Annotated in this window: 18 protein-coding genes, 1 pseudogene and 1 riboswitch; of the genes and pseudogenes, 6 read left to right on the forward strand and 13 right to left on the reverse strand. The window is 73.2% G+C overall.

The features are described from left to right. Positions 1–199 precede the first annotated feature (199 nt). From ACFVNO_RS01390 to ACFVNO_RS01410, 5 genes are all read left to right on the forward strand, one after another. On the forward strand, positions 200–1,105 hold the full coding sequence (locus ACFVNO_RS01390) for a universal stress protein (RefSeq protein ID WP_355263668.1): 906 nt from the start codon (positions 200–202) through the stop codon (positions 1,103–1,105). Between the two features lie 420 nt (positions 1,106–1,525). Next, complete coding sequence (locus tag ACFVNO_RS01395) at positions 1,526–3,322, forward strand: phosphoenolpyruvate carboxykinase (GTP) (protein WP_378889179.1); 1,797 nt, start codon at positions 1,526–1,528, stop codon at positions 3,320–3,322. Positions 3,323–3,524: 202 nt separating this feature from the next. Further along, positions 3,525–3,698: a hypothetical protein gene (locus ACFVNO_RS01400; protein ID WP_355263666.1), complete on the forward strand. Its 174-nt coding sequence runs from the start codon at positions 3,525–3,527 to the stop codon at positions 3,696–3,698. After that, the gene (locus tag ACFVNO_RS01405) at positions 3,695–3,889 is read left to right on the forward strand and encodes a (4Fe-4S)-binding protein (RefSeq protein WP_355263663.1); all 195 of its coding nucleotides are present in this window, start codon (positions 3,695–3,697) and stop codon (positions 3,887–3,889) included. Before ACFVNO_RS01400 ends, ACFVNO_RS01405 begins: the two co-directional genes overlap by 4 nt. Positions 3,890–4,185: 296 nt before the next feature. Continuing rightward, the gene (locus ACFVNO_RS01410) at positions 4,186–4,971 is read left to right on the forward strand and encodes a hypothetical protein (RefSeq protein ID WP_355263660.1); all 786 of its coding nucleotides are present in this window, start codon (positions 4,186–4,188) and stop codon (positions 4,969–4,971) included. 61 nt (positions 4,972–5,032) lie between these two features. Here the strand turns inward: ACFVNO_RS01410 and ACFVNO_RS01415 are convergent, their stop codons facing one another. The 7 genes and pseudogenes from ACFVNO_RS01415 to ACFVNO_RS01445 all read right to left on the reverse strand — a co-directional run bounded on the left by ACFVNO_RS01415 (position 5,033) and on the right by ACFVNO_RS01445 (position 12,557). Next, complete coding sequence (locus ACFVNO_RS01415) at positions 5,033–5,755, reverse strand: hypothetical protein (RefSeq protein ID WP_378888344.1); 723 nt, start codon at positions 5,753–5,755, stop codon at positions 5,033–5,035. Between the two features lie 262 nt (positions 5,756–6,017). Continuing rightward, complete coding sequence (locus ACFVNO_RS01420) at positions 6,018–7,670, reverse strand: cation acetate symporter (RefSeq protein ID WP_355263654.1); 1,653 nt, start codon at positions 7,668–7,670, stop codon at positions 6,018–6,020. A 212-nt stretch (positions 7,671–7,882) separates the two neighbouring features. After that, positions 7,883–8,245 (reverse strand): annotated as a pseudogene (locus tag ACFVNO_RS01425) (hypothetical protein); the annotation flags it as partial. Then, on the reverse strand, positions 8,242–9,072 hold the full coding sequence (locus tag ACFVNO_RS01430) for a LytTR family DNA-binding domain-containing protein (RefSeq protein WP_220564769.1): 831 nt from the start codon (positions 9,070–9,072) through the stop codon (positions 8,242–8,244). The gene ACFVNO_RS01430 and the pseudogene ACFVNO_RS01425, both read right to left, overlap by 4 nt. After that, positions 9,069–10,085, reverse strand: coding sequence for a sensor histidine kinase (locus ACFVNO_RS01435; RefSeq protein ID WP_220564770.1), 1,017 nt, complete (start codon positions 10,083–10,085; stop codon positions 9,069–9,071). Before ACFVNO_RS01435 ends, ACFVNO_RS01430 begins: the two co-directional genes overlap by 4 nt. Before the next feature lie 397 nt (positions 10,086–10,482). Further along, on the reverse strand, positions 10,483–12,162 hold the full coding sequence (locus ACFVNO_RS01440; protein ID WP_355264092.1) for a cation acetate symporter: 1,680 nt from the start codon (positions 12,160–12,162) through the stop codon (positions 10,483–10,485). After that, positions 12,162–12,557 carry a DUF485 domain-containing protein gene (locus ACFVNO_RS01445; protein WP_355263650.1) on the reverse strand — a complete coding sequence of 132 codons (396 nt, stop codon included), beginning with the start codon at positions 12,555–12,557 and terminating at the stop codon, positions 12,162–12,164. The genes ACFVNO_RS01440 and ACFVNO_RS01445 overlap by 1 nt, the downstream gene beginning before the upstream one ends. Positions 12,558–13,005: 448 nt before the next feature. Beyond that, positions 13,006–13,069, forward strand: a riboswitch (guanidine-III (ykkC-III) riboswitch). 36 nt (positions 13,070–13,105) lie between these two features. Between ACFVNO_RS01445 and ACFVNO_RS01450 the strand changes: the two genes are divergently transcribed. Continuing rightward, entirely contained in the window at positions 13,106–13,420 is a 315-nt protein-coding gene (locus ACFVNO_RS01450) for a multidrug efflux SMR transporter (RefSeq protein WP_355264089.1), read from the forward strand. A gap of 367 nt (positions 13,421–13,787) precedes the next feature. Here the strand turns inward: ACFVNO_RS01450 and ACFVNO_RS01455 are convergent, their stop codons facing one another. Genes ACFVNO_RS01455 through ACFVNO_RS01480 form a run of 6 tightly spaced genes read right to left on the reverse strand, consistent with a single transcriptional unit; the run spans position 13,788 to position 19,806 of the window. After that, positions 13,788–14,591 (reverse strand): HAD family hydrolase, encoded by an 804-nt coding sequence (locus ACFVNO_RS01455; RefSeq protein WP_220564772.1) that lies wholly within the window; start codon positions 14,589–14,591, stop codon positions 13,788–13,790. Between the two features lie 8 nt (positions 14,592–14,599). Continuing rightward, positions 14,600–15,457, reverse strand: coding sequence for an STM4011 family radical SAM protein (locus tag ACFVNO_RS01460; RefSeq protein ID WP_355263647.1), 858 nt, complete (start codon positions 15,455–15,457; stop codon positions 14,600–14,602). Continuing rightward, the gene (locus ACFVNO_RS01465) at positions 15,457–16,776 is read right to left on the reverse strand and encodes an STM4012 family radical SAM protein (RefSeq protein ID WP_378888351.1); all 1,320 of its coding nucleotides are present in this window, start codon (positions 16,774–16,776) and stop codon (positions 15,457–15,459) included. The genes ACFVNO_RS01460 and ACFVNO_RS01465 overlap by 1 nt, the downstream gene beginning before the upstream one ends. After that, on the reverse strand, positions 16,773–17,618 hold the full coding sequence (locus ACFVNO_RS01470) for an STM4013/SEN3800 family hydrolase (protein ID WP_355263641.1): 846 nt from the start codon (positions 17,616–17,618) through the stop codon (positions 16,773–16,775). Before ACFVNO_RS01470 ends, ACFVNO_RS01465 begins: the two co-directional genes overlap by 4 nt. Before the next feature lie 8 nt (positions 17,619–17,626). After that, a complete protein-coding gene (locus tag ACFVNO_RS01475; protein WP_355263638.1) occupies positions 17,627–18,748 on the reverse strand; it encodes an STM4014 family protein in 1,122 nt (373 codons plus the stop codon). Then, a complete protein-coding gene (locus ACFVNO_RS01480; protein WP_378888356.1) occupies positions 18,745–19,806 on the reverse strand; it encodes an STM4015 family protein in 1,062 nt (353 codons plus the stop codon). Before ACFVNO_RS01480 ends, ACFVNO_RS01475 begins: the two co-directional genes overlap by 4 nt. Positions 19,807–19,808 lie beyond the last annotated feature (2 nt).

Genomic DNA, 19,808 nt, shown 5'->3' on the forward strand with positions numbered 1-19,808 from the left:
CCCCCGGGTGCTCCCGGTCACACCGGTCGGTCAGGGGGACTTATGCCCCGGGGACCGCTCCGTCACCCCTCGGGTGACCCCGCCTCGGCCAACTCGCGGCGTCACCGTTATCCACGGGTGCGCCTGGGCGCGGCATCATGCAGAGAACGGAGCAGACGGGCACGTACGGACGGACCCGGCCGGAGAGGGAGTGCGCACGATGGACGATCCGACCACGACACGGTGGGTGATCGTGGGGGTCGACGGCACCGACTCCAGCCGCCACGCCCTGGAGTGGGCGGCGCAGCAGGCGGTGCTGCGCGGGCTCGGCGTGCGGATCGTGGCCGCGGCCGGCGCCCTGACCTCCGTCGGGGTGTTCGGGGCGCACACCCGGCTCGACGTCCCCCCGGACGAGGCCGACACCGGCGACGCCGAGCGCCTGCTGTCCTACGCCGCCGACTGGATATCGCGGCTCTTCCCCGAACTCCGGGTGCAGACCCGCCTGTCCTACGCCCGCCCCGTGGACGCGCTGCTGGCCGAGGCCGCCGCCGAGGGGGCCGTCGCAGTGGTGGTGGGCTCGCGCGGGCTGCGGGGGATCGTGGCCGCCTTCGTGGGCTCCGTCGGCATCGAACTGGCCGCCCGCTCCCCGGTGCCGGTGGTGGTGCTCCCGCACGAGCACGCCGCCGCGCACGGCGTCCGCGGCCGGGTCATCGTCGGCATCGACGGGTCCGAGCCCAGCCGCCGGGCCGTCGACTTCGCTTTCACCCAGGCCGAGTTCGCCGACACCGAGCTGGTCGCGGTGAGCGCCTGGCAGCCGCTGGTGGCGTTCGCCGCCGCCACCGGGCCGATCCCGCCGGAGCTGTTCGACGACACCACCGCCGCCGAGGCCGCCCGCCAGTCGCTGGACGAGGAGCTGGCCCAGGCGCGGCTGCGCCACCCGCAGGTCCCGGTGAGCACCCGGGTGGTGCGGGCCCACCCCGTGGTCGCCCTGCTGGAGGAGGCCACCCCCGCCGATCTCATCGTGGTGGGCTCGCGCGGCCGCGGAGGCTTCCGGGGCCTGCTGCTGGGCTCGGTCAGCCACTCGGTCCTGCACGGCGCCCGCGGCCCGGTCGCCATACTCCGCTAGGGGAGCGCACGCGGACGGCGCGGTCCGTCGCGGCGCCGACGCGGCCGTGCGCGGGCGTTCCGGGATCTCCGCAGGCCGGAGCCGGGACCCCCGGAGACCGGTCCACCCGGCGTCCCACGGCTGGACCGGCGCAGGGCCGCGGACCTGTGTGACGAACGACACGGCGTGTCGTCGCAGGGGCGTGCCTCCCCCTTGCCTGCGGGGGAATCGGGTTCCACCGGGAATGGAACACCCGCCACCACGGCCTCTTCCGGCGCATGAGTGCCGTTCCGAAAAGCCTTGCAGCACAGGGATTTCCGGCTTTCAAGCCGTATAGCTTTAGACCATTGGCCTATACCAATTGGTCACCGCAGGGGGGCGTCGTTCATGATGCGAGGGATCTCGATTCACGAAGGAGCCGCTGTGACTGTCGGTATTGATCTGGGCGTGGCCCCGACCTCCCACGAAGAACTGGTGTCCTGGGTTCACGAGGTCGCGGAGCTGACCCGGCCCGACAACGTCGTCTGGTGCGACGGCTCCGAGGAGGAGTGGACCCGTCTCACCGACCTGCTCGTCGAGCAGGGCACCTTCAAACGCCTCAACCCGGAGAAGCGCCCCAACAGCTTCTACTGCACCTCCGACCCCACGGACGTGGCCCGCGTCGAGGACCGCACCTACATCTGCTCCGAGCGCGAAGAGGACGCCGGCCCCACCAACAACTGGATCGCCCCCGACGAGATGCGCGCCACCTTCGGCGAGGTCTTCCAGGGCTCCATGCGCGGCCGCACCATGTACGTCGTGCCCTTCTGCATGGGCCCGCTGGGCGGCGAGATCTCCCAGCTCGGCGTCGAGATCACCGACTCCCCGTACGTCGTCGTCTCCATGCGCATCATGGCCCGCATGGGCGACGCCGCCCTGCGCCTGATCGAGGAGCGCGGCGACTTCGTCAAGGCCGTCCACTCCGTCGGCGCCCCGCTGGAGCCCGGCCAGGAGGACGTGCCCTGGCCCTGCAACCCCACCAAGTACATCTCGCACTTCCCCGAGACCCGTGAGATCTGGTCCTACGGCTCCGGCTACGGCGGCAACGCCCTGCTGGGCAAGAAGTGCTACGCGCTGCGCATCGCCTCGGTGATGGCCCGCGACGAGGGCTGGCTCGCCGAGCACATGCTGATCCTCAAGGTCACCTCGCCGGAGGGCAGGACCCACTACATCGCGGCCGCCTTCCCGAGCGCCTGCGGCAAGACCAACCTCGCCATGCTCCAGCCGACCATCCCGGGCTGGAAGGTCGAGACCGTCGGCGACGACATCGCCTGGATGCGCTTCGACGCCCAGGGCCGCCTGCGCGCCATCAACCCCGAGGCCGGGTTCTTCGGCGTCGCCCCCGGCACCGGCGAGAAGACCAACGCCAACGCCATCGACACCCTGTGGGGCAACAGCATCTTCACCAACGTCGCCCTCACCGAGGACGGCGACGTGTGGTGGGAGGGCCTCACCGAGGAGCCCCCGGCGAACCTGACGGACTGGAAGGGCCGCCCCTGGACCCCGGCGTCCGCCGAGCCCGCGGCGCACCCCAACTCCCGCTTCACCACCCCGGCCGGGCAGGCCCCGACCATCGCCGACGAGTGGGAGGACCCGGCCGGCGTGCCGATCTCCGCCATCCTCTTCGGCGGCCGCCGCGCCACCGCGGTCCCGCTGGTCACCGAGTCCCTCAGCTGGCAGCACGGCGTCTACCTGGGCGCCAACGTCTCCTCCGAGAAGACCGCCGCCGCCGAGGGCACCGTGGGCGAGCTGCGCCGCGACCCGTTCGCGATGCTGCCCTTCTGCGGCTACAACATGGGCGACTACTTCGCCCACTGGATCAAGGTGGGCGCCGGCGCCGACCAGGCGAAGCTGCCCAAGATCTTCTACGTGAACTGGTTCCGCAAGGACGCCGAGGGCCGCTTCGTGTGGCCCGGCTTCGGTGAGAACAGCCGCGTCATCAAGTGGATCGTGGAGCGCCTGGAGGGCACCGCCGACGCCGTCGAGACCCCGATCGGCCTGCTGCCCGCCAAGGGCGGCATCGACACCGAGGGCCTGGACCTGTCCGCCGAGGACCTGGAGTTCCTGCTCTCCGTCGACCCCGAGATCTGGAAGCAGGAGGCCGCCCTGGTCCCCGAGTTCTTCAAGACCTTCGGCGACCACCTCCCGGGCGAGCTCTGGGACGAGTACCACGCCCTGCTGGACCGGCTCGGCCGGTAGCGGCATCCCGCCGGCCCCGCTTCTTCCGCGCGCGGGGCCGGTGTCGGCACGGGGCGCGGGGCCCCCCCCCGGCCCCCCCCCCCCCGGCGCTTTCCGGGGGGGGAGGGTCAGGGGTCCGCCGGGTCCGTCCTTTCGGCCGGGTCTGCGGACTTCGAGGTCTCCGAGGACTCTGAGGGGCCCTGGGGCTTCGAGGGTTCCGGGGGTGTCGGGGACTCCGGGATCTCCGCCGCTCCGGCGGCCCCGGGTACGAGCAGGGGCCGCAGCTCGTCGGCGGCTCCGGGCCGTCGAGGAACTGCTGCGGTACCTGACCATCGCGCACACCACGGTGCGCGTCGCGCTGGAGGACGTCGAACTGGACGGGCGGGTGATCCGGTGAGGGTCGCGCTCGATCGTTCGCTCTGCATCGGGGCCGGGATGTGCGTCCTCGGCGCGCCCGGCGTGTTCGACCAGGACCCCGAAGAAGGGCTGGTGGAGCCGGTGGGCGGGGACGCCCCCGACCCCGGGGACCCGGCGGTCCGCCGTGCGGTGGACACGTGCCCGTCGGGGGCGGTCGCCCTCGTGCCCTGAGTTCGGGGGGCGGTGGCCGGGGTTCGAGGGCCGGTGGGCGACGGGCAACGGGCCGAGCCGGGGAGGCGGGGGGGCGGGGCCGCCCCGCCCGGGTTTCGGCGGGCGTGTTCCGGCGGTGGGGTGTTCCGGTGACGGGTGCGGCGTGCGGGGTTCCGGTCCTGGTGGCAGGGCCCGTGCGTTCGGGCCGCAACGCCAACCGAACATTTGCGGGTGTTTCCACGAACTCCCACAAGGGGATTCCGGTACGTGCTAATCATGTGACCGACAGTGACGAAATCTGCCCTCGGGAACCCCAAATGCTCACCCTGCTCCTCATCCTCGCCGTCCTGGCCGTCATGGTCGCGGGGGCCGTCCTGGCCGCCGGCCGCTTCCGGGTCGACGACGGGGAATCGGGCGGTGCCGTCGGCATCGTCGTGGCGCCCTGTGTCCTGGCCCTCTACCTCGGCTCGGCCGCCATGGGCGTGGTCATCGGATGGGAGGGCTACAAGGGCGCCGAGGACGGGGTGATGGCGGAGGTCGGCTCCGCCCAGTCCCTGTACTGGAGCACCGTCGCCCTGCCCGAGGACGAGTCCGAGGAGGTCCGCGATCGGCTGCGCGCCTACCTGGGCGCCGTGATCGAGGACGACTGGCCCGCCATGGAGGCGGCCGAGGGGCTCAGCGCGGAGGGCGACGCCGCCTACGCCGCCCTGGCGGCGTCGGTGCGGTCCCTGTCGGTCTCCGACACCGGCGACGGGCTGGACCGGCTCACCGCCCGCCAGGAGCTGAACGCCCTGGGGGAGGCCCGTCTGGAGCGCGCTGACGCGGCCACCGAGGGCATGCCCCCGCTGCTCACCGGCATCGCCGCGCTCTCGGCGATCGCCGTCGCGGTGCTGCCCTTCGCCATGCTCCGGCGCGGCTCCCGGATCGCCTACTTCTGGGCCGCGGCCAACCTGGCGTTCGTGTTCGCCACGGTGGTGCTGCTGTTCTACATGGGCCACCCGTTCAGCGGGCTCCTGGCCCACGACCCGGGCGGGTTCGAGGAGGCCCTGGCCGGCCTCGACGCCATCGACCAGGCCCTGGCCACCCCGGTGTCCGCCCACTGACCGCCGCCGTAACGCAGTCGGTGGCCGCCGACCGCTGTCGGCGGCCACCGGTCAGCGCCGGCTACTGCCGGCTCGCGCGGGCGGCCGCCCCCGCGGACGCGCCCGCGGCCACGGCCACCACGACCAGCAGGACCGCCGACGTGCGCATCGAGCCGAAGGCCGGAGAGACGGTCGCCCCACCTCCGGTCATGTCCGCCACCGGCAGGGCGGCGGCCGCCTCCACGGGCACCTCGCGCCGGGCGGACACCGGGGGCTCCTCCTCGGGGGAGGCGGGGGCCGCGGCGCCGGGGCTCGGGGAGACGGCGGGCTCCGCGCCGGGGGCGGGCGTCTCCCGCGGCGGAGCGGGCCGCTCCTGCGGGCTCTCGGGCGTGCGCGGCAGGCGGGGCTGCGGCTCCGGAACGCCCGGGGGCTCCTCCGCGGGGGGCTCCTCGGGAGAGGGCGGCACCGGCTTCGGCGGCACGGGCTCCGGCGGGACGGGCCGCGGCCCACGCGGCGGGCAGTCCGGGGCCCGGCCCGAGTGGACCACCACCCGGGTCCCGTCGGCGCAGATCAGGACATGGGACACGGGGGTCCGGCCGACCTCCACCTCGACGCGGTCGGGGCCGCTCACCACGTTCACGCCCGGGGCGTCCACCCGCACCCCGTCCTCCCCGGCGGAGACCGACACGGGACCCTGGGAGACCGCGGTCCCGGGGTCGGGGACGGCGGCCCGGGCCGCAGGGGCGCCGCCGATCAGCAGTAGGCCCGTCACCAGGGCGGCAAGGGTGCGGCGGGGGGACCTCATATCACTCCTCGTGCTCGTTGTATGACACTCGGAGATCGTACGGGTTCACGGCGGCCGACGGGGCCGGAACACCACGGCGGGGGGCGAGGGGGTCGAAGGGCCCGGGAAGGCCGAGGAGGCCGAGGAGACAGAGGGGTCCGGGCGGGTGGGCGTCGGGTGGAACCGGGGGGCGAGCGGAAGGGGCGGGAGGGCGTAGGGGAATCCGGGACGGATGCGGACGAGAACGGGTGGAGTCGGCTGCGGCCGGGGGCGAGGGGCGGGCTCAGGGGGAGTGCAGGCGCAGGACCGCGTGCTCGGCCCAGTCCGGCGGCCGGGTCAGCCAGGACACCACCGCCATCGTCGCGAACGCCAACGGGATGGTCCACGCCGCCGGCTGGGCCAGCAGCACCGTCGCCCACCCCGGCGGGGTCGGCAGCAGGAGCGACCACCCCACCGCCCCGGTGGCCGTCACCCCGCCCACGGCCAGCCCCGCCGCCGCGCCGGGCAGGGTGAGCCTGCGCCACCAGATCCCCAGCACCAGCAGCGGGCAGAACGTCGACGCCGCCACCGTGAACGCCCACACCACCAGCACGTTGATGTCGATCTTCTCGGCGGGCAGGGCCAGCAGCACCGCCACGCACGCGCCCACCGCCACCGCCAGCCGCAGCCGCGGCACGCTCCCCTGGAACAGGTCGTGCGACAGCCCGCCCGCCAGCGCCAGCAGCAGCCCCGACGACGTGGACAGGAACGCCCCGAACGCCCCCGCCGCCACCAGCGCCGTCAGGATCGTCCCCGCCGCACCCGGCACCGCCTGCGCGGGCAGCACCACCGCCACCGTGTCCGTCCCCTGCAACAGCACCAGATGCGGGGTCAGCACCCGGCCCAGTAGCCCGTACACCACCGGGAACAGGTAGAACAGGCCCAGCAGGGCGATCACCCCCACCGCCACCCGGCGCGCGATCCGCGCCGACGGACTGGTGTGGAAGCGCATGATGACGTGCGGCAGCCCCATGCAGCCCAGCGTGATCGCCAGCAGCGTCGACCACGTCTCGAACAGCGGGTACCCGCCCGAGTCCAGCAGCGGCGTGCTCCAGCGCTCCCCGCCCAGGTCCGGCAGGCCCTCCGGGTGCGGCACCGCCGCCCCCGCCGGGAACACGAGCCGTGTCCCCTCGGCCACCGTGTGGTCGCCGGCCTCCAGGTCCACCCGCGCGCCGTCCGGGGCGGTCACCGTCACCGGCTCGTCCAGGCCGAAGGTGGTGTCCACCGTGAACTCCACCGGCGTCGTCTGCGCGAAGTGCGTCCCCCACTCCGGGTGCAGCGCCTGCGCCCGCAGGTCGGCGCCCGCGTGCGCCACCAGGTAAACCGCCGGGATCGCGATGAACAGCAGCTTGACCACGTAGTGGAACGCCTGCACGTACGTCGCCGAGCGCATCCCCCCGGCCGCGATCGACCCGCTGACCACCATCCCGGCCAGCACCACGCCCACCCAGTACGGAGTGCCGCTGACCAGCGCCAGCACCACCCCGGCGCCCTTGAACTGCGGCACCAGGTACAGCAGCATGATCACCAGCACGACGCAGCCGCACAGCTTGCGCAGCCGGGGCGCGCCCAGCCGGTACTCGGCGAAGTCCGGCACCGTGAACGCGCCCGACCGGCGCATCGGCCCCGCCACCAGGGCCACCACCGCCACGTAGCCCGCGCAGAACCCCACCGCGTACCACATGGTGCCCAGGCCGTTCTTGAGCAGCAGCCCGGACAGGCCCAGCACCGAGGCGGCCGAGAGGTACTCGCCGGCGATCGCCAGGGCGTTCCAGTTCGGCGACACCCGGCGCGAGGCCACCAGGAAGTCGGAGGTGGAGCGGGCCGCGCGGACCCCGTAGATGCCGATGACGAGGCTGGTGACCAGCACCAGGCCGATGGCCAGGACGGAGATCACGGCTCGTCGGGGGCCTTTCTGTCGGGGTCCTTCCCGTCGGGGCCCTTCCCGTCGGCGGGCGGGTGCTCCGTGGCGGTGTGCTCCGGGGAGCGGGGGGAGGGCGGGGCGGTGGGGTGCTTCGTGGTGGTGGGCCCTGTGGTCTCGGGCTCCGTGGTCTCGTGTTCTGCGGCCGTGTGCTCCGGGGGGTGCTGGGCGGGCTGTCGGGGGGTCTGCCGCGCGGCCGCCCGCGCGGACCGCGCCTCGGCCCGTTCGGCGGACCGCACGTGCCACAGCGCCAACAGGAACAGCAGCGGGTACACCGCCGCCACGACCAGCGCCCACGACAGCGGGACACCCGCCACCCGCGACTGCGTCAGCTGCGGCCACAGCGCGAACGCCCCGCTCATCCCGAACAGCAGCAGCGACAGCAGCCCCACCGTGCGCACCGCCGTCCGGCGCTGGCGGTGGAAGAGCCGCCGCGCCGCCTCGGTGTCCACCGGCCCGGGGATCGGCAACAGGTGCTGGGCCGGGCGGTTGCCCCGGGCCAGCGCGATCCGGGTCTGCGGGCTGGTCAGCTTCTCCCGCCGCGGGCTCATGGCGTCCGCCGCGCCGAACCGTCGGGTTCACCGTCCCGCGGCCGGGGGGCGGGGGCGGTGGTCTGGGCGTTGGCGGCGCGCCCCAGCTGGTCCCGGCGGGCCGCCTCCAGCAGCCGGGCGCGCAGGTGCCGGCCGTGCCTGCGGCTCACCGGTACGTCCCCGGCCGGGGTGCCCGCCACCAGCCCGGAGGAGGACGTCACCCGCAGGTCGCGCACCCACGGGATGGCGATGAGGAAGCCCCGGTGCACCCGGACGAATCCGGCCGACGCCCACACCTCCTCCAGGTAGGACAGCGACAGCCGGATGAGGTGGCCGCCCTCGGCGGTGTGCAGCCGCACGTAGTCGCCCTGCGCCTCGACGAACTGCACGTCGTCGCGCTTGACGAACACCGTCCGGCGGCCCGTGTCGATCTGCACCACGTGCAGGTCCTCCGCCGGGGGAGCGGCCGCCTCGGGGCGGCGCAGCTGAGCGATCCGCCCCACCGCCTCGGCCAGCCGCTCCGGACGGATCGGCTTGAGCAGGTAGTCCACGGCGCCGATGCCGAACGCCTCCACCGCGTGCGCCTCCGACGCCGTCACGAACACGATCGACGGCGGCTCGGACATGACGCTCAGCACCCGGGCCACGTCCATGCCGTCCAGCCCCGGCATGAGGATGTCCAGGAACGCCGCGTCGATGCTCTCCACCCCGAGCAGGCGCACGGCCGCGGCGCCGTTCTCGGCCACCAGCACCTGCGCCACCTCGGGCATGTCGCCGAGCAGCGCCGCCATCTCCTGGCGGGTGGACGCCTCGTCCTCCACCACCAGGACGCGGAGCGCGGACTTCACTGCGCCACCACCCCCCTGGTGAACCTCGGAACGCGCACGGTCACCTTGGTCCCTTCCCCCAACGCGGTCTCGATCACCAGACCGTACTCGGGTCCGTAGACGGCGCGCAGCCGCTGGTCCACGTTGGCCAGGCCGATGCTGCGCGACTCCGGGCCGGTCCCCGCCAGCAGGGCGCGGGCCAGGTCCGGGTGCATGCCCACGCCGTCGTCCTCGATCTCGATGACGCACAGCGGCCCCTCGCCGAACCCCGAGACGCTGATGTGCCCGCGCCCCTCCTTGCGCTCCAGGCCGTGCCGGATCGCGTTCTCCACGATCGGCTGCACCACCAGGAAGGGGATCGCCACCGGCAGCACCTCCGGGGCCATCCGCACGGTGATGTCCAGCCGGTCGTGGAACCGGGCCCGCTGGAGTTCGAGGTAGGTCTGCACCGCCTCCAGTTCGTCGGCGACCGTGGCGTAGTCGCCCTTCTCGGAGAAGCCGTACCGCAGGTAGTCGGCGAAGTCCGACAGCAGGTGCCGGGCCCGGTCCGGGTCGGTGCGCACCAGCGCCGCGATGACGGCCAGCGCGTTGTGCACGAAGTGCGGGGAGATCTGGGCGCGCAGGGTGCGCAGGTCGGCGGCGGCGATCCGGGCCCGGGCCCGGCGCAGCGCCGCGTGGTCCAGAGAGTCGGAGACGAGGGCGGCCGCCGCCTCCACGTCGGCCTCGACCGGGTCGCCGGAGGCGAGCAGGGCCCCGGAGATCTCGTCGGCGACGTTGAGGGGGACGGCGCAGACCGTGGTCCCGTCCTTGAGCCGGGTCCGGACGTTGCTGCCGTATTCGAACACCTGGGAGAGCAGGGAGTCCACCTCCTCCGGCTCCGGACGCCTCCCGTGGCCGGCCACCGGGCCGTCCAGGTCGGCCAGGACGACGCCCTCGGCGCCGAGGAGCCGCCGCAGCCGCTTGGCCGCGGCGGGCACGCTCCTGCCGTGCAGCCCGTCCCGGAGGTCGACGCCCAGAGCGTGGACCTGGCGCATCAATTCGACGCTCGCCAGAGTCTCCGACGACTCGGGACGGCGACGTCGGGAGGGGGACAACCACGACGGCCACCGGTACGACACATGACGACGATATCCCAGCAAAGTGTGTCGGCGCTCACGTTGTCCGGGTCACCTTTCGGTCGCTGTGGGGATGTCGGGTGGAGGGGCGGGTGGGGAAGAGCACGGGAGGGCGGGGTGGCATGGAGCGGGCCCGCCACCCGTGGGGGTGACGGGCCCGGTGGGAAGGGGAGCCGGGGCGGTGGCCGGTGACCCGGAGGCAGGGTGCACCCCCGGACGGGAGTGCGGCCACCGATGGCGTCCCGGATCCTCTGTGGGTCCATGGGGCGGGGTCATGGGGCCGGAACCCCGGTGAGGGGCTCCGGCCCTGGGCGGGCTAGTGGTCCGAGGCCTTCTCGGCGCCCGCGCCGGACAGGGCGCGGACCTGGAGCAGGGCGAACTTCTCGAAGTCCTGCTCCTTGGAGGTGAGCGTGCCGATGACGGCGCACAGGATGCTGATCGGCACCGACACCAGGGCCGGGTTGGGCAGCGGGAACCAGGAGAAGTCGGCACCCGGGATGAGCGCGGTCTCCGACCCGGAGACGACCGGGGAGAAGAAGACCAGGCCGACGGCGCTGATGAGGCCGCCGTAGATGCCGGCCAGGGCGCCGCGCGTGTTGAAGCGCTTCCAGAACAGGCTCAGCAGGAGGGTGGGCAGGTTGGCGGAGGCCGCGATCGCGAAGGCCAGCGAGACCAGGAAGGCCACGTTGAGGCTCTGGGCGAACACCGCCAGCACGATGGACACCACGCCGACGCCCAGGGCGGCGAGCTTGGCGACCCGCACCTCCTCGGTGCCGGACGCCTTTCCGCGGCGCAGGACCGAGTTGTAGAAGTCGTGCGCCAGGGACGAGGAGGAGGCGATGACCAGGCCCGCGACCGTCGACAGGATCGCGGCGAACGCGGCGGAGGCGATGATCGCCAGCAGTACCGCCCCGGCCATCTCCCCGCCGATGCTCTCGCCGACCGTCTGCGCCAACTGCGGGGCGGCGGTGTTGCCCGCCGCGTCCTGCGCGCGGATCGCCTCGTGGCCGACCAGGGCGGCGGCGCCGAAGCCCAGCACCAGGGTCATCAGGTAGAAGGCGCCGATGAGGCCGATGCCCCAGTTCACCGACTTGCGGGCGCTCTGGGAGTCCGGAACGGTGTAGAACCGGATGAGGATGTGGGGCAGGCCCGCCGTGCCCAGTACCAGGGCCAGGCCCAGGCTGATCAGGTCGAGCTTGTTCCACATGGTCTGGAGCGGGTCGCCCTCGACCTCGACGCCGTAGCGCAGGCCCGGCTCCAGGAACCCGGACTGGCCGCTGGCCTGCGCGGCGTCGCCCATGAGCGCGCCCAGGTTGAAGCCGTACAGGCTCAGGGTGAGCACCGTCAGCAGGGCGGCGCCCGCCATGAGGATGATCGCCTTGACGATCTGCACCCAGGTGGTGCCCTTCATGCCGCCGAAGGTGACGTAGATGGTCATCAGCAGGCCGACGACCACGATGCCGACGATCTTGGCGGTGGCGGCGTCCATGCCGAGGAAGGTCTGGCCCTCCTGGATGCCCAGGAGCAGGGCGATGAGGGCGCCGGCGCCGACCATCTGGGCCAGCAGGTAGAAGATCGACACCACCAGGGTGGAGACCGACGCCGCGGTGCGCACCGGGCGCTGCTGCATCCGGAAGGAGAGGACGTCCCCCATGGTGTAGCGGCCGGAGTTGCGCAGCAGCTCGGCGACGAGCAGCAGGGCCACGAGCCAGGCGACGAGGAAGCCGATGGAGTACAGGAAGCCGTCGTAGCCGAACAGGGCGATCATGCCCGCGATGCCGAGGAAGGACGCGGCGGACATGTAGTCGCTGCCGATGGCCAGGCCGTTCTGGAGCGGGGAGAAGCTCCGGCCGCCGGAGTGGAAGTCGGTGGCGGACTTGGTCTGGCGGCCCGCCCACACGGTGATCCCGAGGGTGGCCGCGACCATGAGGGAGAAAAGGATGATGGTGACGAGGCGGGAGCTCTCGCTCGTCGTCGCCTCCTGGGCGAGCTCGATCACGAGGCGTCCCCCTGGTTCTTCCGGAGGTTCTTCTGGAGGGCTTCGCGCACGTCGGCGGCGGCGGGGTCCAGGTTGCGGCGGGCGTACAGCGTGTACCAGATCGCGATGCCGAAGGTCGACACGAACTGGAGCACGCCGAAGACCAGGGCCACGTTCACGTTGCCGAAGAGCACCGTGCCCATGACGTCCCGGCCGAAGGCCGACATCAGGACGTACAGGAGGTACCAGGCGAGGAACGCCAGGCTCGCCGGGAAGATGAAGCGGTACAGGCGCTTCTTGAGCAGCTGGAAGCGCGGGTCGGAGTGCATGGCGACTGCGGCCTCAGCGCTCAGTTCGGAGCCGTCGCCGTTCGGCGGCGGTGAGGGGTCCTTCGGGGACCGCTCGATCGTCATGGCGTGGAACCTCCGGGGGGATGGGCTGGACGGTGCGGGTGTGATCGCGGTGGTACGGGGGGCGGCATTCGATTTCTCGGGTGTTGACGTCCGATTTCTCGAATGTGACCTGTATTACTCGGCACTGTAAGGAGTCGCACTGCCCGACCAGGAGGGGGCGCGCGGGCGTGCGCGCCGAACGCGGGAGCGGCGCGGCGAGCGGTCGCCGACCGTGCGGTGAACGGTCGTGATACGGGACGAACGGTCGGCCAGCGGTCGAGGGCGCGTGGTCGGGGCGGGGGCGCGGCGGGGAGACCGGGGCTTGGGGCCCGGCTGCCGGGGGATCGGAGGGAGGCGTCGGTGGTGGGGGCGGCGGGGCGCCGGTGAGGGGGATCTCCACGGGGGGTGGAAGGGCGCGGGCGGAGGGGCCGTTGTAGCTTGTACATGACCAACACCGCGCCAAGGCGCGGCCCCGGTTCCCAGAGGACCCCGGACGAGGTGCGCCGTACCCGGTCAGGACAAGACGGCGTCGGAATGACCGTTCTCGTCGTGGAGGGTTGGAACCGATGATCGCCTGGATCGTGCTGATCGTATCCGGACTGTTGGAGACCGCCTGGGCCATCTCGCTCAGCGCGTCGAAGGGATTCACCCGCCTGTGGCCGACCGTGAGCTTCGGTGTCACCCTGGTCGCCAGTATGGGCGGCCTGGCCTATGCCCTGCGCACCATTCCGGTGGGCACGGGGTACGCGGTGTGGGTGGCCATCGGCGCCGTCGGCACCGCGCTGGTGGGCATGTTCTTCCTGGGTGAGGGGTTCAGCCTGCCCAAGGCGCTGTGCCTGCTGCTCATCGTCTCCGGTGTGATCGGCCTCAAGCTTCTGCACTGACCCGGTTCGCCGGGCGGGAGCGCTGAACCGGTGGGGCGGCCGGACCGGCCCGTTGTCGGTCCGTGTCGGTGCGTGCCGGTCCATCGGCTCGGGGGATCGTTCGGGTCCGGAGCCTTGTTCTCGTCCTTTGCCCGTGTGTGCGCCTTCGGCGCAGACACGGGCAAAGGTGTTCCCGGGGGCGGGTGCGTGCGGCTTTCACCCCGTGGGGCCGGTGGCACGGCGGTCACGGAAGGCAACGCCTCCTGGAGCGGGGCGCGGTTCTTCCTTCCCCCACCCCCTGGGGCCGTGGGTACGCGCGGCCTTCACCCCCTGGGGCGGGGGTGCTGTGATGCCCTGCGGTTGTGGCGGGGGCCGGTCGGGGGTGGTGTCAGGTGAGGAGTTGTTCGACGATGCGGCCTACGCCGTCCTCGTGGGCGGGGGGTGCGGTGCGCAGGCCCAGGGCGGGGTCGAGGAGGGCGGGGTGGCCGCTCGCCATGGCGTAGCCGGCGCCGGCCCAGGAGAGGGCGGGCAGGTCGTTGGGCATGTCCCCGAAGGCCACGACCTCGTCCGCCGACACCCCCCAGCGCTCGCACACCATCGCCAGGGTGCTGCCCTTGTCCACGCCCGAGGCGCTCATCTCCAGCAGGCCGAAGCCGCCCGAGTAGGTGACCTCGACCATGGTGCCCACGGCCTGGGCGGCCGTCTCGTGCAGGATGTGCACCGGGACCCCCTGGGAGCGGACGAGGAGCTTGGTGATGGGGCGCGCCCGCTCCAGGAGGGTGTCGGTGGAGTCGACCACCTCGCGCACCCAGTCGCGCGGCACCCAGGGCTCCAGGTCGTAGTGGGGGTCGTGGTAGAAGTCCGTTCCCGTCTCCACACCGAAGCCCACGCCCGGCAGGGCGCCGCGCAGTTCGCCGATGACGGTTCCGGCGGTGGCGGTGTCCAGCGCCCGGATGAGGGGGTCGGCCCCGGGCAGTTGGGCCACCGCTCCGTTGCCGCAGAGCACCGCGGAGCAGGTGAAGAGGGAGGCGATGTGGTGGGTGGTGCGCGGCGGGCGCGCAGTGGACAGGACCAGCTTCACGCCGGCGGCCACGGCCGCGGTCAGGGCTCGGCGGTTGCGTTCGGAGACACGGCCGTCGAGGCCGAGGAGGGTGCCGTCGAGGTCGGTCGCGATGACCCGGGGAAAGACCATGTTCCGGATTATGTCCGGATCCGGTGACGCTCCGGTATCGGGATGCGTTCCAGTACGCCGCCGCGGAACACGTCGTAGAGGTCGAGCGACTCCAGGTGCACGTAGCCGATATGGCAGTCGCAGGTGGCGAGCGGGCAGCCGCTGCGGCCCAGCTTCTCCCGGAACGAGCCGTCGTAGAGGTTGCCCATGGGGATGTCCACGAAGTGGCAGCGCCGCACGTTGCCGTCGCCGTCCACGGAGAGCACGCTGTCGCCCGTCCGGCAGGGCACGCCCAGGCTGGGGTGCGGGTGGCGGCTGTAGTGGAAGTGCGGGTCGAGCGCCTGCCATCGGGCGGCCTCGTCGTCGGTGTAGGTCCGGCCCTCGGCGGCGTTGACCCACAGGTACACGTCCTCGGGCAGGTCGGCGCGCATGCGCCGGGCCGCTTCGAGGTGCTCGGGCTCGCCCACGACGCCCACGCTGAACCGCACCCCGAGTTCGACCAGGCGGCGGGCCTTGGCGGCGAAGCGCTCGTGGGTGACCTGGCCGGGGTGGTAGGTGGTCCACAGCGCCGTCGAGGAGAGGTCGCAGTCGGCCAGCCATTCGAGGCGGCCGCTCAGGTTGGTCTGGATGGCCACCCTTTCCACGTGCTCCAGGGCGCTCAGCCGGACCAGGGCCCTGCGGTACCAGGACCGCACCAGCCCCTCGCCCCAGGGGGTGAACAGCACCGAGATACGGGTGTCGGCGGCCGCCACCCAGTCCTCGAACCGCTCCAGGGCGGCGCGGTCGGCGCGCAGCGTCTCCGGGTTGTCGCGGCGCTTGGCGAACGGGCAGTACGGGCAGTCGTAGTCGCAGCTGGCCAGCGGCCCCCGGTACAGAAGGGTCAGCATCAGCGGGCCTCGTATTCGGTCATGAGGGCGTTCACCCGGTCGGAGAAGAACAGCGGTCCGACGGCGTCGGAGTGCGCGAGGCCCTCCTCGGTGAGCAGCAGGCGGTCGCCCTCGGCGAGCCAGCCGCGCCGGTCCAGGGCGGCGAACAGGTCCGGGAAGTCCTCCCGCGGGTGGGAGCCGAACCGGGACGTGTAGTCGGCGGCGGCCATGCCCTCGGTGCGCAGCAGCGACTGGAGCAGGTGGCGGCGGCGCCGTTCGTCGTCGTCCAGCAGGAAGCCCACCTCGGCGCGGGCGAAGTCGGCGGCGTCGCGCCCGATGTAGTCGGCGATGATCGAGCGCACCTGGCCGATGCCGACGGCGTAGTCGAAGGAGTAGTGCGCGGCGGTGGTGTAGGAGCGGGCGCCGCAGCCCAGGCCCACCATGCCGTCGGTCTGGCAGCAGTAGTCGGGGCCCTGGGCCCGGGGGGCGTCGGCGCGTCTGAACATGCGCATCGACACCTGTTCGTAGCCGCGTTCGCGCAGGTGGTCGCGGCCCTGCCGGTACAGGCCCAGCCGGTGGTCGTCCCAGGAGCGGCCCCGGCGGCCCAGCCCGGTGAGCGGGCGCACGTAGAGCGGGTAGAGGTAGACCTCCTCCGGTGCGTGCTCCAGCGCCGTGTCCAGGGAGTAGGCCCAGGTGCGCTCGTCCTGGCGGTCGATCCCGTAGATGAGGTCCACGTTGAGGTCGGCCGTGGTGCGCGCGCGGATCAGTTCGAGCGCCCGGTCGACCTCGGCGCGCTTCTGCGGGCGCCCGGCGGCGTGCGCCTCGGAGTCGATGAAGCTCTGCACGCCCATGCTGATCCGGGTGACCCCGCGCTCCTGGAGCACCGCGAGGCGGTCGGCGGTGGCGGTGGCCGGGGAGGTCTCCACCGACATCGGGACGGCCGTGAGGTCCACCCCGAAGGCCGACTCCAGCACGTCGTACACCCGGGTCAGCTCGTCGGCCTCCAGGTAGGTGGGGGTGCCGCCGCCCAGGGCGGCGCGGGCGAACCCGGCGCCGTCGGGCAGGGTGGCGGCCACGGTCCCCGCCTGGCGCTCGAACGCGTCCAGGTAGGCGGAGACCTGTTCGGCGGGCGGGGTGGAGCGGGTGAACAGGTTGCAGAACCCGCAGCGCATCTCGCAGAACGGGATGTGCAGGTACAGCGACAGCGCCCGCACGTCCTCGTCCCGCCACAGGTCGGCCAGCAGGGGTCGGTCGGCGAAGGGGCGGTAGGCGCTCTTGTGCGGGTAGGCGTACACGTAGGAGCGGTACGGGGAATCGGTGGCCAGGGGCAGGGTCGTCACGCGGTGGCCTCCTCGGCGGTGGTGTATCCGTGCGGCAGGAAGAAATGGGCGTAGGGCACCGTCCACACGACCTCGTGGCCGATCCGGTGCCCGGTGTGCCCGTCCTCGCCGTAGGCGGTGCCGTGGTCGGAGCACACGATCGCGAAGCAGGGTCGGCGGGCCGCCATCGCCTCCAGCACCGGGGGCAGGTGCCGGTCGACGTACTCCAGGGCGGCGGCGTGGCTCTCCCGGGTGTCCCCGGCCTCGCGGGTCGCCCCCGGCAGGTGGAACCAGTTGGGCTGGTGCAGGGCCGCCACGTTGAGCAGCAGGAACAGCGGCCGCTCCCCGGACCGGGCGACCTGCACGGCCCGCGCCGCCTGGTTCTCGAAGGAGTGCGGGTCGGCGACGCCGAACGACTCCTCCCAGTGGCTCTCCTGGAACATGTCCGGGATGACCGAGCCCACGGCCGACCTGCGGTTGAAGAACCCGGTGCCGCCCACACAGGCCGTGCGGTACCCGGCGGCCGCCAGCCCCGAGGCCAGGTCGGGGGTGTCGAACGTCCACGTGCGCGGGGCGGTGGACACGCTCCCCGGGAAGGCGGCGGCGAACAGCCGCGGGTGCGGTCCCGGCGCGGCGGGCGTCGGCAGGAACCCGGCGAGCATCGCCAGGTGCGAGGCGTAGGTGAAGCTGCCCGGGGCGTGCCGCTCCTCCCACCGGCCGCCCGGCAGGAGCCGGGCCAGGTTGGGGATGCGCCCGGCCTCGGCCAGCTCGACGGCGACGTCGTAGCGCAGGGTGTCCAGGGTGAGCAGCAGGATGTCGTGCGTGCCCACCACGGCGTTCATGTCCGGAAGGGTGGTGTCCATGTTCTCTCTCAGGATGCGCTGCCGACCGGTGCGGGCGGGACGGGGCGGCGGCCGGTGTCCAGGGCGTGCAGCTGCTCGGCGTAGGTGTCGCGGCCCTCGTGCAGGACCCCGGGGATGAGGTCGCCGAACGCGTTGACCTCGCACACCGCGAACGACCGCCAGCCGGGGGTGGCCATCAGGTCCACCCCGGCGTGCAGGGTGTCGAAGCACCCGGCGGCGGCCTCGGCCACGGCCATCGCCGCGTCCCACGCGGCCGGGCCGACCCGGGCCTTGAGGGCCTCCAGGTCGCCGCGGGCGTTGCCCAGGTGCAGGTTGGTCATGGGGGTGGCGGAGGAGCGCACCACCACGTGGTGCGCCTTCCCGGCGGTGACCACGACCCGCAGGTCGATGGTCTTCCCGGCGAACCCGGCCTTGGGCACCCACCGCTCCACGTGCAGCCCGTCCGGGGCCAGGGCGTCCACCACGGCGGCGACGTCCTCCTCCCGGGTGTAGGTGCACGGCTTCAGGCTGTTGAACAGGGCGGGGCGGCCGTCCCCGTCCCGGGTCAGGTGCGCGGAGGTGATGGCGCGGACGCGGCCTCCCGGGGCGGTGGCCAGGGCGATCACCCCGGAGGCCGAGGAGCCGTGCGCGGGCTTGACGAACACCCGGGGCCAGCGGTGCCGCTCCATGGCGGCGCGCAGCTCCCGGTAGTCGCGGACCGGGGCGTCCGGAGCGGGCGGGACCGGGACCCCGGCGGCCTCCAGGCGGGCGTGGCAGCGGCGCTTGTCGCACATGACGACCAGGTCGTCCACGTTCTGGAGCAGGTGCGCGCCGGGGGCCGCCGCGACCGCGTCGGCGAGGCGGGCCAGGGCGGCCCGGAACCCGGCGTGGTGGTCGCCGGTGCCCTCGGCGCGGTAGAGGTCGGGGTCGTGGTCCCAGCCGCGCAGCAGGCGCTCGGTGGCGACGTCGCCGCCGGGGGAGTCCACCCGGACCAGCGCGCCGGCCGGGATCTCCACGGGGCCCGCCGCCAGGTCGTACCAGGGCAGGACGGCCGGCTCGGGCCACCCGGAGGCCGCGGCGGCGGCCCGGAACAGGTCCAGGCGCCGGTTGCCGGGGACGCCGACCACCACGAGGGGGCGTTCGCGGATCATTCGGACACCACCGTGTAGTAGTGGAGCTCGGTCGTGTCGCCGTGGTCGTACACCTCGGGCTCCTGGGGCGCGGACAGGTTCACGTCCACCCCGGGCAGGGCGGCGCGGATGCCCGCCTGCACCTCCTCGGAGAGGAAGTGGTGGTGCAGACCCAGGCGCTCCAGGTGGGCGAAGGCGCCGGCGTGCTCGATGATCGCGCGGCCGCCCTCGTCGGTGAGGTCGCCCAGGTCCAGGCCGAGCGAGCGCACCCGGGCCAGGACCTCCGAGCCCGCCAGCGGCGCGACCCAGGAGTCCACACCGCGGGTGTTGAGCAGGCCCAGGTGCTCCAACTTGGGAAAGGCACCGCCGGACAGCAGCGGCGCGAGGTCGTCGGGGGTGGCGCCGCCACCGTAGTCCTCGTCGCCCAGCCACAGCTCCAGGCTCCGCAGCCCGGGCAGGTCCGAGGCGCACACGTCCCGCACCACCTCCGGGCGCAGGCCGCCGCTCTCCACCGTCAGCTCGCGCAGCCACCGGTGCTCGGGCAGGCGCAGGCCCAGCTCCCGGGAGCCCCCGCGCACCACCAGGCGGCGCAGCTTGGGGAAGGCGGCGACCAGCGGCGCGAGGTCGCACAGGTCGATCCAGGAGATCTCGTTCTCCTGCTGGAGGACCTCCCCGAAGAACAGCGACCGGACCTCGGGCCACCCCCCGGCGCGCCGCACGAGCTCCCCGGCGACCCGCTCCGCGTCCATGTCGTCCTCGTCCTCGACCAGGTTGCCGACCACCAGGGCGCGGAGCTTCTTCCCGGGGACGAGCGAGGTGAAGCGGTCGAGGTACTCGGGCAGCGTCTCGAAGGGCCTGCGGTAGCGCGGCGAGACCGTGCGCAGCCGCCAGGCGTACGAGCCGGGATCGGCCAGCGCCCGGAAGAGGGGCTCGTAGGACGGCGGCAGCTCCTCGTGGAGTTCCCCCCGGTTGTGCGCCCAGCGCATGGCGGTGTCGAAGTCGTCGCGGATGCCCTCCCAGGAGGCGAACTCCGCGACGGGCAGCCCCGCGAACTCCTCGATGTGGTGGCTGTTGGGCATGC

Source organism: Nocardiopsis sp. NPDC057823 (assembly GCF_042797335.1).
GTDB lineage: Bacteria > Actinomycetota > Actinomycetes > Streptosporangiales > Streptosporangiaceae > Nocardiopsis > Nocardiopsis changdeensis.

Coding starts and splice junctions, on each gene's coding strand:
- ACFVNO_RS01390 (WP_355263668.1), top strand. CDS start 200: ATGGACGATCCGACCACGACACGGTGGGTGATCGTGGGGGTCGACGGC.
- ACFVNO_RS01410 (WP_355263660.1), top strand. CDS start 4,186: ATGCTCACCCTGCTCCTCATCCTCGCCGTCCTGGCCGTCATGGTCGCG.
- ACFVNO_RS01415 (WP_378888344.1), bottom strand. CDS start 5,755: ATGAGGTCCCCCCGCCGCACCCTTGCCGCCCTGGTGACGGGCCTACTG.
- ACFVNO_RS01435 (WP_220564770.1), bottom strand. CDS start 10,085: ATGCGCCAGGTCCACGCTCTGGGCGTCGACCTCCGGGACGGGCTGCAC.
- ACFVNO_RS01445 (WP_355263650.1), bottom strand. CDS start 12,557: ATGACGATCGAGCGGTCCCCGAAGGACCCCTCACCGCCGCCGAACGGC.
- ACFVNO_RS01455 (WP_220564772.1), bottom strand. CDS start 14,591: ATGGTCTTTCCCCGGGTCATCGCGACCGACCTCGACGGCACCCTCCTC.
- ACFVNO_RS01460 (WP_355263647.1), bottom strand. CDS start 15,457: ATGCTGACCCTTCTGTACCGGGGGCCGCTGGCCAGCTGCGACTACGAC.
- ACFVNO_RS01470 (WP_355263641.1), bottom strand. CDS start 17,618: ATGGACACCACCCTTCCGGACATGAACGCCGTGGTGGGCACGCACGAC.
- ACFVNO_RS01475 (WP_355263638.1), bottom strand. CDS start 18,748: ATGATCCGCGAACGCCCCCTCGTGGTGGTCGGCGTCCCCGGCAACCGG.
- ACFVNO_RS01480 (WP_378888356.1), bottom strand. CDS start 19,806: ATGCCCAACAGCCACCACATCGAGGAGTTCGCGGGGCTGCCCGTCGCG.